11 protein-coding genes are annotated in these 13,288 nt (G+C 74.8%); 4 read left to right on the top strand and 7 right to left on the bottom strand.

The features are described from left to right. Positions 1 to 523 precede the first annotated feature (523 nt). From KSE_RS36145 to KSE_RS46100, 3 genes are all read right to left on the bottom strand, one after another. Entirely contained in the window at positions 524 to 1,435 is a 912-nt protein-coding gene (locus KSE_RS36145; RefSeq protein WP_014140355.1) for a 2-hydroxyacid dehydrogenase, read from the bottom strand. A 129-nt stretch (positions 1,436 to 1,564) separates the two neighbouring features. Then, entirely contained in the window at positions 1,565 to 2,287 is a 723-nt protein-coding gene (locus KSE_RS36140; protein ID WP_014140354.1) for a hypothetical protein, read from the bottom strand. Positions 2,288 to 2,352: 65 nt separating this feature from the next. Next, a complete protein-coding gene (locus KSE_RS46100; RefSeq protein ID WP_014140353.1) occupies positions 2,353 to 5,751 on the bottom strand; it encodes a CHAT domain-containing protein in 3,399 nt (1,132 codons plus the stop codon). 292 nt (positions 5,752 to 6,043) lie between these two features. Between KSE_RS46100 and KSE_RS36130 the strand changes: the two genes are divergently transcribed. Then, entirely contained in the window at positions 6,044 to 6,229 is a 186-nt protein-coding gene (locus KSE_RS36130; protein ID WP_014140352.1) for a hypothetical protein, read from the top strand. A gap of 567 nt (positions 6,230 to 6,796) precedes the next feature. After that, the gene (locus KSE_RS36125) at positions 6,797 to 7,870 is read left to right on the top strand and encodes a hypothetical protein (protein WP_014140351.1); all 1,074 of its coding nucleotides are present in this window, start codon (positions 6,797 to 6,799) and stop codon (positions 7,868 to 7,870) included. A gap of 127 nt (positions 7,871 to 7,997) precedes the next feature. Here KSE_RS36125 and KSE_RS45380 read toward each other — a convergent pair whose 3' ends face one another. Continuing rightward, complete coding sequence (locus tag KSE_RS45380; RefSeq protein WP_231873278.1) at positions 7,998 to 8,138, bottom strand: hypothetical protein; 141 nt, start codon at positions 8,136 to 8,138, stop codon at positions 7,998 to 8,000. On the opposite strand from KSE_RS45380, the gene KSE_RS36120 reads away from it, so the two are divergent. Continuing rightward, positions 8,139 to 8,687 carry an amidohydrolase family protein gene (locus KSE_RS36120; protein WP_051055571.1) on the top strand — a complete coding sequence of 183 codons (549 nt, stop codon included), beginning with the start codon at positions 8,139 to 8,141 and terminating at the stop codon, positions 8,685 to 8,687. A gap of 79 nt (positions 8,688 to 8,766) precedes the next feature. Here KSE_RS36120 and tpg read toward each other — a convergent pair whose 3' ends face one another. From tpg to KSE_RS36105, 3 genes are all read right to left on the bottom strand, one after another. Then, positions 8,767 to 9,309, bottom strand: a complete 543-nt coding sequence (tpg, locus tag KSE_RS36115) for a telomere-protecting terminal protein Tpg (protein WP_014140349.1) — start codon at positions 9,307 to 9,309, stop codon at positions 8,767 to 8,769. Positions 9,310 to 9,372: 63 nt separating this feature from the next. Continuing rightward, a complete protein-coding gene (tap, locus tag KSE_RS42515) occupies positions 9,373 to 11,709 on the bottom strand; it encodes a telomere-associated protein Tap (protein ID WP_014140348.1) in 2,337 nt (778 codons plus the stop codon). Positions 11,710 to 11,904: 195 nt separating this feature from the next. Continuing rightward, the gene (locus tag KSE_RS36105) at positions 11,905 to 12,393 is read right to left on the bottom strand and encodes a hypothetical protein (RefSeq protein WP_033258322.1); all 489 of its coding nucleotides are present in this window, start codon (positions 12,391 to 12,393) and stop codon (positions 11,905 to 11,907) included. Between the two features lie 233 nt (positions 12,394 to 12,626). On the opposite strand from KSE_RS36105, the gene KSE_RS36100 reads away from it, so the two are divergent. Then, positions 12,627 to 13,172, top strand: a complete 546-nt coding sequence (locus KSE_RS36100) for a hypothetical protein (protein ID WP_033258321.1) — start codon at positions 12,627 to 12,629, stop codon at positions 13,170 to 13,172. The last annotated feature ends 116 nt before the right edge of the window (positions 13,173 to 13,288 follow it).

Here is a 13,288-nt window from a genome sequence, read left to right as displayed (position 1 = left end):
CCTTCGTCCAACTCGGCAGCGCCATCGTCCCGTTGCTCGCCTCCGGGGTCTTCCTGCTGTCGGCGGTGCTGACCGTCGCGGGGCTGCTGATCCGCCGCTCGGCCCGGCACCCTGGCGCCGGCCGCCGGAGCGAGGATGCCGGGGACGGGCGGCTACCAGCTCGTCGCGGTGTTCCTCGTCCTGGTGTACCTGCCGTCCATCGGCGTCTTCGCCGACCTGGTGCTGCTCGGCCTGTACAGGTGGCTCGGCGATCGGAACAGGCTGGAACGGGCCTCGCGGCCCGGCTGCGACTACACCGCCGCCGCCGCGTTCCCGATGTTCATGCTGGCCGACACCCGGAACACCGCCCCGGTGCTGCTGGCCGTCCCGGTCCGCTGCACCGGCGCCACTGCTGGCCGGCGAGTTGCGCGCCCGCGCCCACGGCGCCTCCTGGCCGGTCGCCGCCCTGCTGGTCGCCCAGGCCCTGGTCAGCCTTGCCGCCATCACCGCGCTCCGCTCCCGCTCCCCCTTCACCCTCCCCCGGCTACGCGCCGGGAGTGAGCGGCTCGCCCTCCTCGAAGCGCAGGACCCGCTCGCGCAGCAGCCGCTTGGCCCGAGGCAGGAAGGCGCTGCTGGGGCCGCCGACGTGCGGGGTGATCAGCGTGCCGGGGGCGTGCCAGAGCGGGTGGTCGGCGGGCAGCGGTTCCGGGTCGGTGACGTCGAGCGCCGCGCGCAGCCGCCCCGCGGTGAGTTCGGCCAGCAGCGCCGCGGTGTCGACGACGGGGCCGCGGGCGACGTTGACCAGCAGCGCGCCGTCCTTCAGCCGGGCCAGGAAGGCGGCGTCGACCAGGTGGTGACTCTCCGGGGTCAGCGGGGTCAGCAGCACGACGACGTCCGCAGCGGGGAGCAGTCCGGGCAGTTCGTCGACGCCGTGCACCCGCTCCTCGGGACGGGCCCGGCGCGCGACCCGGACGATCTCGCACTCGAAGGGCTCCAGGCGGGCGGCGAGGGCGCGGCCGATCGAGCCGTAGCCGAGGATCAGCACGGTCTTGTCGGCCAGCGACTGGTGGAACTCCTGCTGCCAACGCCCCTGGTCCTGCAGCCGGGTGAAGCGCGGCACGCCGCGCAGCGAGGCGAGGACCAGCGTCACCGCCAGCTCGGCGGTGCTGGCGTCGTGCAGCCCGCGCGCGTTGCACGCCTCGACGCCGTCCGGCACGTGCGGCAGGACGTCGTCCATCCCGGCGGTGAGCGTCTGGACCACTCGCAGCGCGGGCAGTCGCCCGATCACCGGGAGCGCGACGGCGTGCCGCATGTACGGCAGGCAGAAGAACTCCACCTCGCGGAGCGCGTCGGCCGGCGGCACCGGCCCGTCCCCGTCCCAGACCAGGGCGGGGAGGTCGGCGGGCAGGCCGCCGATCGCGTCGGGGGCGTACGGGAGGAGGTAACGGGCGCTCATGCTCCCGACCTTAACCACCCCACTGACCGGCCTGCCCGACCGGCCTGCTCGGTAGGTCGGGACGGCGGGTCGGACGACGGGTCGGACGGCGGGTCGGGGCGGCTTCGGTCGGAGCCTGTCGGCCGCGGCTCAGGGCTTCACGATGCCCACCGCCTTCCGGACGATCCGGCGTCGGCCGAGCAGCGGCACCGTACCCAGCAGGCCGTCGACCTTGACCCGGGCCCGGAGCGTGATCTCCATCGGCAGTTCGGTGGCGCCGGCCGGGAGCGTGATGAGCGCGCGCAGGTTGCGGTCCACGTGCAGCGGGGTCTCGCCGGTCTGCAGGAAGTCCCACTGGGCGTAGGAGAAGTCGCGGCCGGAGGCGGTCAGTCCGGGGAGGAAGACGTCCTGCTCGCGCACCCGCTCGGCCGCCAGCTCGGGTGCGAGCGGGACGAGTTCGGTCTGCAGGGAGAGGCCGCCGCTGTACCGGGTGACGATGTGGACCGGCTGGTCGGCGATCTCGCCGTCCGGGCTGAGGTCGAGGACCGTCCCGTCGTCCGGCAGGTCGACGGTGAGCCTGACCCAGGCCAGCCGCACGTCCGGGTCGCGGTGGAAGGTGCAGCGCAGCGCCAGGTCGACGAGGGTCTGCGGCGGCGGGGTGTGGTCCACCCAGGCGCTGGGCAGGGCCCGCAGCGCCAGCCTGCTGCGGCGGGCCAGCAGCACGGCCTCGTCGTCCAGAGCCAGGCTCTCGGCACGCTCCGCCAGGTCGTCGCGGTCGAGCTCCAGCTCGATCTCCTCCTCCCACGCCGCGCCCTGCTGCTCCTGCTCCTGCTCCTGCTCCTGCTCCTGCTCCGCCAGGGGACGTTCGAGCACGTTCTCTCCTCTTTCGGTGGGACGGAGTTGCGGTTCGATGGAACGGGGCCCGGGCCGGTCGGGGCTCAGGACCAGTCGCCGACCAGGACGAAGGCGCCCCAGTGGTAGAGGTGCCGCGGGGGCCCCTCGGCGATCCGGGAGACCTCCACCGCCGCGTGGTGCAGCGCCCGGGCGGGTGGGTCACCGGCGGCCAGCCGCTGGTGGAAGGAGGTGAGCAGCTCCCGGGAGGACTCGTCGGCCACCCGCCACTGGCTGACCAGGACGGACCGGGCCCCGCCGAGGAGCAGCGCCCTCGGCAGGCCGACCGGTTCGTCCCCCGGCCGCTGCTCGTTGACCCCGGTCTCGCAGCCGCTGAGCACCACCGCCCCGGCCCGGATCCGGCGGCCGACCAGGTCACCGGCCGTCACCGGGCCGTCGGACAGGTGCACCCCGCGCTCGAACCCGCTGCCGGTGGTGACCACGCCGTGGCCGGCCAGGTGCACCAGCCCGGACGATTCGAGCGCCGCGAACAGGGCGGCCCGGGTGGCCTCCCCGCCGATCGCCGCCCGGACCCCGAGCAGCCCGGCCACGGCCGCGCCCTCCGCCGCCGCGTGCGGCAGGTTCCGCTGCGGGTCGGCGAGCACCGCCCGCCCTGCCGAACGGGAGGCCGGGCCGCGCACCTCCCGCCGCAGCAGGTCTACCAGGACCGAACTGCTGGGCAGTTGGACGACCGGGTTGCGCAGCAGCAACGGCACCCCCGCCACCGGCAGGGTGTGCAGGGGCAGGTCGTGCAACGACCCGTGCGGAACGAGGACGACGACGTCGTCCGGCTCCGTCCACTCGGCCAGCGGCTCGACCAGAACGGCGAAGGCCGCCCAGCCGCGCAGCATGGCCGCGGTCATCATCCGCACCTCGCCGGAGCGCTGGAAGGTGCCCCGGGTGAGCCGGCGGAGCCGGTCCTGGTCGACGGCGATCTCCCGCACCTCGGGCTGCTCCCAGTCGTGCCGCATCCCGAACAGCAGGAGGCCGGTCGGCGAGCTGCGGTACTGGGCGAGGACCAGCCGCTGCCCGCTCCGGGCGAACTCGGCGGCCAGCGCCGCCTTCAGCACCGGCCACTCCCCGGCCTTGGCACCGGGGCCGGGGTTGAGGTCGGGACCGGTGGCGGGGTTGAGGTCGGGACCGGAATCAGAACCGAGGCCGGGGTCGGCGGCTGCGCCGACGTCCGCTCCGCTCCGGTCCAGCGCGGCCAGCCCGTCCAGCAGGGCGCGACTCTTGGCACGCTCCAGCCAGTAGAGGGCGGCGGCCGAGTCGTGGAGCCGGTACCAGTGCAGCTCGAACGCCAGCCGGTACACCTCGTCCTTGTCATGGGCGGAGGCGATTCCGGCCTCCTGGGCCTGGAGGGGGTGCGTCGCGGGGGTCGCGGCGCCCCGGCGCAACCGGTCGGCTTCGTCCGCCGCTTGCGCCAGCAGTTCGCCGGCCCGGACCCAGCGCGCCCGCCGCCCGTCCTCCTGGTCTCCCTCCTCCCGCTCCTCCCCCTGCTCCCCCTGCACCTCCGGTGTCCGATCACCGGCCTCCAGCGCGCAGACGGCGCGGTGGAAGAGCGAGCGCCATCGCTCGCCGGTCATCCCGGCCGCGCTGAACAGCCGCTCGGACTCGGCGAAGCAGGCGTCGGCCTCCTCGTAGCGGCCCGGGTCCGTGCGGGCCGCGGAGACCAGGAAGAGGCCCTGGTAGGCAAGGGTGAAGGCGAGCGCCGGGCCCAGGCCGGCCGCTCGGCCGATCTCCGCCGCGCAAGCGAACCAGTGCGCGGCGGCGGGGCCGTCCTGCCGGAAGAACGCCGCCTGGCCGCGCTGCTGGAGCACGCTGGTGAGGTGTTCGAGGGCCTCCAGGGTCCGCAACGGCAGCAGCAGCCCGACCGCCTCGTCGAACACCGCCTCGTACTCGGCGGTCCGGTCGACACCCCCGACCGCCGACGAGCCGGCCGAGGCCGCCGAGGCGAACGATCTGCGGGCGATCGTCCAGCCGAGCAGGCTCAGGCAGCGGGCCCGGTCCATCACGCTGCCGAGGGCGTCGGCGGCGGCGGCCCCGCGACGCAGGCAGACCTCCGCCGCGTCCGGGTCGTCCTCGACCAGCAGCGCGCTCAGCGAGAGGTGGACCTCCGGCAGCAGGGCGGACGCCCCCGGGCGTGCCTCCAACTCCTCGGCGCAGGAGCGGAGCAGGGCGACGGCCTCCTTCCGCAGGCCCATGGTGGAGAGCGCGGAACTGCGGACCACGCGCAGGCCGACCGGGTCACCGAGCGCGTCCTCGGCCCGGTCGGACGTCAACTTCCGTGCCTCGCCGAGCCGTCCGTCCCGCATGGCGGTGTCGGCCGCGCCCAGGGTCAGGCCGTCGGCGGTGAAGCCGTTCTCCAGTCGTTCGGCGGCGGTCCGGGCCGCCGCGTGCGCCGCGGCCCGGGCGACCGCGTCGCCCTTGCGCAGGTGGTAGATCGCCACGTCCTGCCAGAGGGAGTGCTCATCGGCGTCGGCCCCGTGCTCCCCGAGCAGGACGGCGGCCCGCTCGGCCTGCTCCACCCCCTCCGCCAGCCCGTGCGCGAGCAGCAGCCGTGCCTCGGCCGCGGCCGCCCGGGCCTCCGCACTCGCCACCCCGGCCGCGGTCAGCGCCCCGGTGGCGAGCTCCCACTCCAGGGCCGGCCCCTCCAGCCCCTCCGTCCCTTCCACCCGTTCAGCTTCCTCCGGCCCGTCTGCTGCCTCCGGCCCACCGCTGCCGAGCGCGGTGAACCACTCGCGCACCGCGTTCTCGGCGAGCGCCGAGCGCGCCTCGGCGATCCGCAGGGTGTCTGCCCGGGTGACGGCCTCCGCGAGTTCGGTTTCGAGGATCGTCCGGGCCCGCGCACGCTGGGCCGGCGGCCCGTCGAAGGCGAACCGCGCCGCCCGGCGGGCCGCCCGCCCGGCCTCCCGGCCGAGCCCCGCCTCCCGGTACGCGGCGGCAGCCCGCTCCCACTCCCCGACGGCCACCGCCCGGGTCTCGACCGAGCCGCCGTGCAGGAGCAACTCCAGCCCGATCGCCTGCGCCCGGAGATCCACGGCGAGCGCCACCACCCCGGGCCGGGCCGTCGTCTCCACCGCCGTCGCCGTTGCCGTCGCGATCACCGCCTCGCACTGCGCGCGCAGTTCGGCGAGCAGCCGGGGACGAGCAGCGTCCGGCGTGTCGAGGACGATCGCCAGCCTGCCCCAGAGGTTCCCCGGGCCGTCCGCCGGAAAGCGCCCCATCCCGGAGCGGGCCGCCCCGGCCGCAGCCCGGAACGCCCCGCGTTCGAGCCGCCCCCGGAGCAGCAGCACGAAGACCGCCTCGTCCCCCTCCGAAGCACCCGCCCCGTCCGAGCTGTCCGAGTCGTTCCGGCCCCCGGCCGCCCAGACCTCCAACTCCTTCCAGCGCTTGGTGTCGTACAGCTCCTGTCCGCTCCAGCCCGCCCCGGAACCCGTTGCCACGCAGCCCTCCCCTCCCGGTGGATCACCGATGCCCCGCCCTGGCCCTTCCCTCCGGCCGACCGTTTCAACCGAAGCAATAAACAAACAATCGGATTTTCATTTCAAAGATTCAACCCTTCAACACCTCCAGCCCATCCGCCCACTGGAATTGTCCACCATCATCGACGGGGCGCACCAATGATTTTTCCACCCGGTCCGCCGAGCGCCGACTGCGCCCCGTGCGCTCCCGCCGGACCGGCGAATCCAGCGGACCGGTCGACCGCCGAAGAATCGGATGCCTTACATTCGGGGCATGAGCGCCCCGCAATCCAATACCGAGAAGCCGAAGAACCTCCGCTGCGCGCAGTGCAACGGCCACGTGGACGCCGTGCACGCCGGAACGTCCCAGGACGACGCCGGAAACCGGGTCGAACGCTGGGAACACGGCCCCTGCCACAACCCGCAGTGCTCGAAGTCCACCCGCACCCCGCGCTTCTGACCCACGCCCACCCCACTTCCGCGGCTGCCGCCCGACCGGTCCGGGCGGCGGCCGCCCCTTTTCCGGACCTTCTCCCGCCGAGCCACGGTGGAATTCCCTCACCCACCGTGAGCATTGACGAAAACCAGCCGCCCCGGACGCACTTTCAACATGGCTCGCGACGGAAATGGCGCCCCTCACGCCCGCAAGGGGAGAGGAAATCCAAACCACCCACCCACCCACCGAAAACACGGACCGCCCCGAGCAGCAGTTCCGCTCGCCGCCCGAACCGAACCCGCCCAGGTCGCACCCGCCCGGGTCCGCGCCGAACGGCCTCCGATCACGCCCGGAGTCGCCGCGAGGTGGATTCCAGGGCCCGGTTGTCCGGGCCCCGCGCCGGCCCCCGCACCGCTGCGCCGCTCCCCCGCCGGCCCGGTCGCACCCGGCGCGCGGGCGGCGACCTCCGTGCCCCCGCACGCCCCCAACCGCGCGGCGTCGCGCACCGAATGCCCTCGACACCGCAACCGATCGCGGTCCCCGAAGCCACCACGGGCCCGCCGTGGGCCGCCCGTCCCCGGAAGGGGCCTCGTGAACAGACCACAGCGCACCGAGTGGTTCGCCGCCGTCGCCGACGACGGCCTGGTGGTGGTGTCCGCCTTCACGCACCCAGGGCGCGGGCCGGTGGAGTGCCCGGCCGCGCCGCTGGTCTCGGCGTGGCTGAACGCGCGCGGCGTCCCGAACCGGATCGCCCCCCTGACGGGCGGCCCGGGGCGGGCCGTCGCCGGTCCCGGCAGCGGCGGGGGCGAGGGGCAGCTCGCGGCCACCACCTACCCGGCGCCCGACGGCCGGATCCTGGGCCTCGCGGTCCTCGCCCCGACCCTGTTCGCCGACACGGCGGGCACCGCCGTCTCGACCTGGGGCGGATGCCTGCGCACCCGCCGACTGGTCGTGCCCGAGCTGGTCCCGCACTGCGACGGCTCACTCGCCCCCGGCCCGTCCGCGCCGGCGAGCGCGCTCACGGACGGGAACAGCTGCCCGTCCCTCGCGGGCGCCCGCGAGGCCGCCTTCCGGCACCGGGCGGAGCACCGAACGGTGCTGCTCCTCGGTGCACCCCACGACACCGCCAGCGCGATGACCTGCCCCGTCCCGGACCCTACCCCGGGCCTGATCCCGATCCCGGACCCGGACGCGGCGGCCCGGCTGGCCGTCGCCGACCCGCGCAACCTCGCCTTCGTGGTGGCCCCGTGCGCCGACGTCCGGAACGTGAGCCGGGTCGTCGCGGTCCTGCGGGAGCGCTTCCCCCTGCTGCGCGGCCAGCACCCCGACCAGTGGTGCTACCGCGCCACCGACAACCAGCACGTCCTCGAAGCCGCCGTGCGCCACAGCGACCTCGTGCTCTCCACCCTCGGCACCCCGCTCCGCGCCCCGCACGTGGGACGCCTGGTCAACGTCCGCTCCCTCGCGGACCTCAGGCCACCGGACCTCGCCCGGGCCACCACCGTCACCCTGGTCGGTCCCCCGCTCCCGCCGGCACCCGGCACCGGCCCCACGGTGGCCGACCTGACCGGGGTGCTGACCGGCCTCGGCCCCACCAGCGTCGTCCGCCAGCGCTTCCGCAGCGAGGTGGCCGTCCCCGCCGCCGCACCACCCGCCCACCCGTGAACGCCTCCCGGCCGTCGCCGCTCCTGTGACCGAGCGCTTCAGTCGGCGAGTCGAGCGTTCGACCTGGTGGACCCGGGTTATCCGGCCGGCGGACGACATGGCAGTGGTGGTTCGCCCCGACGGAAGCTCAGCGGGGCAACGGCGTTCGGGTGCCCGGCGGTGGAAGCCGGCCGGGCGTGTCCTCGGTGTCGGCCATGTCCTCGGGGTCCTCGGTAGCGGCGATGGTCTGGCGCAGCAGACGACGGACGGTCTCCAGGTCGAGGCGCACGTGGGGCTGCTGGACGAGGCCGGAGTCGACCGCGCCGTCCTGTTCGGCACCCGGCCGCACCCGGACCGGTTCGTCGGCTTCCTGTCGGTGCCGCTGGGGCTGGGAGCGGAGGAGACCGCCGCGCTCGTGGAGCGGGAAGTCCTCGGGCGGGGCCTGCGCGGGATCGGGGAGCTGGCACCGGCACCGGGAGGGGCGGGACTGGTCGAACCGGTGCTCCGAGCGGCGGCCGACCAGGGGCGGCTGCCCGTCGTCGTCCACGGATCCGCGCCGACCACCGCGGCGGACCTGACGACGCTGGCCACGCTGGCCCGCCGGTACCCGGATGTTCCGCTGGTGGTCAGCCAACTGGGCGGGCAACACTGGATACAGGCCGTCGAACTGGTCCGGGACACCCCGAACATGTACCTGGAACTGTCCACCGCCAACGTCGTCTTCGCGGTGCGAACGGCCGTCAAGGAGATCCCGGACCGGACCCTGTTCAGCTCGGACGCGCCGTACGGCGAACCGGTCCTCGGCGGGACGATCGCTGAACTGATCGACCTCGGCTGACACCAAACCGACCCTTCAACGTGTGGCCCGACGGATCCGCACACCGGGCCCGCCGACCGAACCGCTCCGCCACCGCCCCTCAGACCTCCAGCTCCAGCCAGCCGAGGTCGTTGATCTCGGCGGTCAGGCCGTCGGCCCGGCGGCCGCGGTCCTTGAAGTAGTGCTCCTGGAGCCCGGTGGCGAGGATCCGCCGCTGTTCGGTCTCGCTCGCCCCGGCGTCCCGGGCCGCGTACAGCTCGCGGGCGACGTCGCCGGGCAGGTGCTGGGTGATCAGCCGTTCGCGCGGGTCGTCGGTGGAGCCGCCGGCCGCGCTGTAGCCGAACCTGGCCTGGATGTGCAGCATGAAGCCCTGCTCCTCGGCCCGGCGGCGGACCCGGCGGCGGACGCCGGGCTGCCAGGTGGCGCGGACCCGCTCCTCGATCCGGCGGGCGGCGTCCGGCTTGGGCGCGATGGTGCCCTTCAGCCAGCGCTGCACGGTGCGCTGGGAGACGCCGAGTTCGGCGGCCACCGCCCGGGTGGAGCCCTTGGCCCGCTTGACCAGGTACCGGACCCGGGCGGGCACGGTGCGCGGGATCGGCCTGGTCCGCTCGACCCGTTCGAGTCCTTCGTCGATCTCCCCCACGGGGTGTCACATCCTCGCTGCCGCGCCGGTACCGCTCACGTCTCTCCCACTGCCCGCCCGGTCTCATTCATCGGCGGAGACCAGCCCCCCGGTCTTGATGTGGCGGGCCGGGTTGGCGCCGTCGGCGAGCAGTCCGCGGATCTCGGCCAGCGGCCGGCTGCCCTCGAACTTGACGTGCCCGGGCGAGACGCCGAGCCTCAGCGCGCCGGACAGGGTGCCGTCGGGGCGGCGCAGCACGTCCGTCGCGGACGGCCCGGGGGCCGCGAAGACCGCGCAGTCGGAGAGCACGGCGAGCGGCGCGGTGCCGAGTTCGGCGCGCAGCCGGGCGAGTTTGCGGTGCAGGTTGACGGTGGCGGTGTCGATCACCAGGGCGCGCACCAGCGGGTCCCAGGTGGGGCGTTCGAGGGCGGCCCAGCGCTGGCCGGGGCGGTAGCCGAGGCCGCGGGGGCGTTCGCGGAACTTGCCGATGGTGCCCTTCGCGGTCTGCTTGATCGCGCCGAGCACGGCCAGTTCGGCCGGGTCCCCGGTGCCGAGCGCGGCCATCGCGGCCAGGAAGGCGTCCGGGTCCCGGTCGGCCAGGTCGAGCGGGACGCCGAGCGCGGCCATGGTGTCGACGTACGCCTGCCGCAGCCGCTTGTGCCACGGGTCGAGGTACGGGCCGGACTCGTGGCGCAGCCACCCTTCGCTGGGGCGGACCTCGGCGCCGAGCTCGACAGCGTACGCGAGTTTGGCGGTGCTGTACCAGGCGGGGCCGGTGGGCGCGCTGCCGTCGGGGGTGAACGGGTTGGGCAGCAGCGGGTCGAGGACGAGTCCGCTGAGGTCGGCGCGCCAACTGCCGGGCGTCTTCCGGTCGAAGACCGGGTCCAGTTCGTGGACGGGTTCGGAGAGCGGCAGGTTGAGGCGCCCGGCGGCGGCGAGGAAGGCCGTGTTGACGTCCAGCCCGACGGCGAACGGCGCGGCCTGCTCCCGCTCGGTGAGCGGACGGTGCCAGTCCCAGGCCTCGGCGATCAGGACGGCGTCGTCCGCGCGCTCGGCGGCCAGCGGGTGCTCGTCGGGGACTTCGGGCGGCGCGGCGTCGAACACCCGCGACCGGGAGCCCTCCACCGGGCCGGACGTCCAGCCGCCGGCGGTGCGGACCGGCCGGGTCGGCGGGCGCAGCGCGGTGACGAGTTCCAGCCCGGAGACGGCGGTGGAACCGCGCGGAGTGTGCACCCGCTGGGCGTACGTGCCAAGCAGGCGGGCGAGTTCGGGCGCGGCGAGGCCGTCCGGGAGCTTCCAGCCGGCGCTGTCCAGCGCGCCCCACGGCAGCACGCAGAGCTGCACGCACTGCCGGCGGCCGGCCTCGGGCTCGCGGTGGATCCGGGCCCAGGGGCCGAAACCGCGCCGGGTGAGCTGCCAGCCGTCCTTGGTGAGCGCCTTGACCTGCCGGTGGGTGTCGGGCAGCCGGCCGATCCGGGGGACGTACTGGGTCTTCTCGTCGCGGCCGGCGGGTGGCAGGCCGAGTTCGGTGGCGGCGGCATCGGTCAGCACCAGCAGCGGGTCGCCGTCCTTGCCGTACCGGTGCAGCCGGGCGGTGCCGAGGCCGGTCCGCAGCGCCCACTCCAACAGTCCGCCCAGCGTGCGGCCGGTCGGCGGCTCCCCGACCGTCTCCTGCCCGTCCGCGCCGTACGCGACCAGTCCGCGCCCGTCCGCCGCGACCTCCAGCACGGCCAGCGGCCCGGCCGGGAAACGGGCGGCGGCAGCCTGCTCCCAGTCCTCGCCGCCCCGCTCCTTCCCGCCCCGGCCCCCGGCGGACCGCGCCCGGGCGGGCGCCGCCTTGGCGGCGCTCCTGGCCGCCGGCCGCGCCGCCGGGGGCACGGCGGGGGGCGCGGCGATCGCGGGCGCGGCCGTCGGCGCCGGCGGCCGGCAGAACCCGCCGAGGTGCATCGGCCGCCCCTGCGCGCGGTACACCGACGGCTGCCCGCACTGCACGCACGGCGCGGCCCCGGCCATCACCAACGAACCGTCCGGGTGCTGATCGAGCATCACGGCCTGCCCCACCGGCTCCGCCGCCGATTCTGGCTCCGCCACCGCCACCGCCACCCCCACCGCCGCCACCGGCTCCGGCTCCGGCTCCGCAACGAGGGGCTCCGCCGCTGCCGCTTCCTCCGCCGCCAGTTGCGCGACGATGCCCTCCAGCAACCGCGCGTACGCGGCACGGCCCTCGCCCTGTGGTTCGCGCCGGCCCTGCTCCCAGGCGCTGAAGGTGCTCGCGCTGATGCCGAGGGCCTGCGCGGTCTCGGCCTTGCCCAGCCCGTACGCCACCCGCAGGCGTTCGCGTTCGGCCGGTTCGGGTAGCGGGACGGCCCGCCGGGGGCCGGATCCGAGCAGGGCGCCGACGGCGTCGGGGGTACCGGTCACCTCACGCCCCCTTCGCCCGCGGAACGCCGGCCGTACCGGCTCCGCTCCCGCACCACGCTGCCGGACGGGGGCCACACATCGTGCCGCTGCACCTCTTCTTGCATCCTGCCGAACGGTCGAACTCCCGCCCAACATAGACATGCCCTGAGCAGCGGCACAAGCAAGCCCACCCACGAGCCGCCCCTGCTGCCCGGTTCAGGTCCCGACGGCGAAGACCCAGACGGGGAACGGCCGAGGCTCGGACCCGCCCCGCGCCCCGTCAACCGACAGTTCCCCCGGCTCCTCCCACTCTTCTGACTCCTCGGACTCCTCGGACTCCTCCGATTCCGATTCCTGCTGCGCCAGGTACCGCTCGACGATCGGCAGCAGGTCGTCCGTCGGGCGGTGGGGTCCGTCGAACGGCAACTCCTCCCGACCCACCGAACCCGTGGAGCAGCGCAGTTGGCGGGCCTGTTCGTCGTGCCAGGCGTAGAAGGTGGCGGGCCCGTCGTACGGCAGCTCAGCGATGCGGCGCCGGATGCCCTCGGCGGTGCTGCGGAACACGGCGACCACCTCGGCCGCGGTCGGCGCCGGTCCGTCGTCGGGACCGATCCACCAGGTGTTGGTCTCCCACTCCTCCCGCCGGTCCTCGGGGGTGAGCACGAGCGGTTCGTCGGCCACTTCGGCGATCCAGGTCAACAGCATCCGCCGAGTATCACCCACCGCCGCCCCCGCCCGGGCCCAGCGAACGCTTCGACCCCCACCCCCGTATCCGTTCATCTGTTCGTCGGGTGAAATCAGTTCCAGCACTGCGACACTTCAACGCCAAATCATCACGCTGCGTACAAATGGCGGCCGCCCGAGTGACGGACCGTCAGGAAAGGAGGGCCCTCGCGTGCCCGGCCCGTCCGGGCCTCGTTGGGTGGGACATGGAAAAGATGATCACTTGCGCATCGGTCGGGCTCCTGCTCCTGGCCGCCGCCGCGGGCCCGGCCGACGCGGCCACCGCCCAGCGCTCCGGCTCCCACCTGGTGCGCGGACAGAGCGTCGCGGCCTGCCCGACCGACGCGTTCTGCCTCTACGAGCACGAGAATTACAACGAACAGGAGGACGGCCAGATCTGGGTGTTCCAACAGGAGAAGCGCAACTCCACCCCCCGTCTGGACCTGCCCCGCTCCGGGGCGCTCGGTTTCGGCCGCTCGGCGGTGGCCAACGACAAGGACTTCGTCACCATCCGGCTCTCGCCCAACACCTGCTCCACGGTGCACAACCCGGCCCGCGACTGGGAGTACCTGATCTTCCTCCCCGGCAGCGGCTACCCCGAGCGCACCGCCCGCGTCCCCGACCTGAGCGCCGCGAAGGGCATCCACCACAACGCCCGCGAGGTGGACGAACAGGGCCGTCAGGTGATCTCCGGCCGCGTCCTCGACCTGGACAACCGAGCCCGCTGCCTGCTCTTCGACGAGTCCACTCCCGGCCTGTGACACCCGGCCGCCCGTCGGCGGCCTGACCCTCCCTCCCCGCCCCACCCAGGTCCGTCCCCGGACCACCCCGCGGCCCGCCCACGGCCGCGCCCCCGCCCGGCCCGTCTCACCCCAGA

This window comes from Kitasatospora setae KM-6054 (assembly GCF_000269985.1).
Taxonomy (GTDB): Bacteria; Actinomycetota; Actinomycetes; order Streptomycetales; family Streptomycetaceae; genus Kitasatospora; species Kitasatospora setae.
Note: the sequence above shows the minus strand (reverse complement) of the source record. Positions and strands in the feature narration are given on the sequence as shown.

Coding starts and splice junctions, on each gene's coding strand:
- KSE_RS36130 (WP_014140352.1), top strand. CDS start 6,044: ATGAGCGCCCCGCAATCCAATACCGAGAAGCCGAAGAACCTCCGCTGC.
- KSE_RS36100 (WP_033258321.1), top strand. CDS start 12,627: ATGATCACTTGCGCATCGGTCGGGCTCCTGCTCCTGGCCGCCGCCGCG.
- KSE_RS36145 (WP_014140355.1), bottom strand. CDS start 1,435: ATGAGCGCCCGTTACCTCCTCCCGTACGCCCCCGACGCGATCGGCGGC.
- KSE_RS36105 (WP_033258322.1), bottom strand. CDS start 12,393: ATGCTGTTGACCTGGATCGCCGAAGTGGCCGACGAACCGCTCGTGCTC.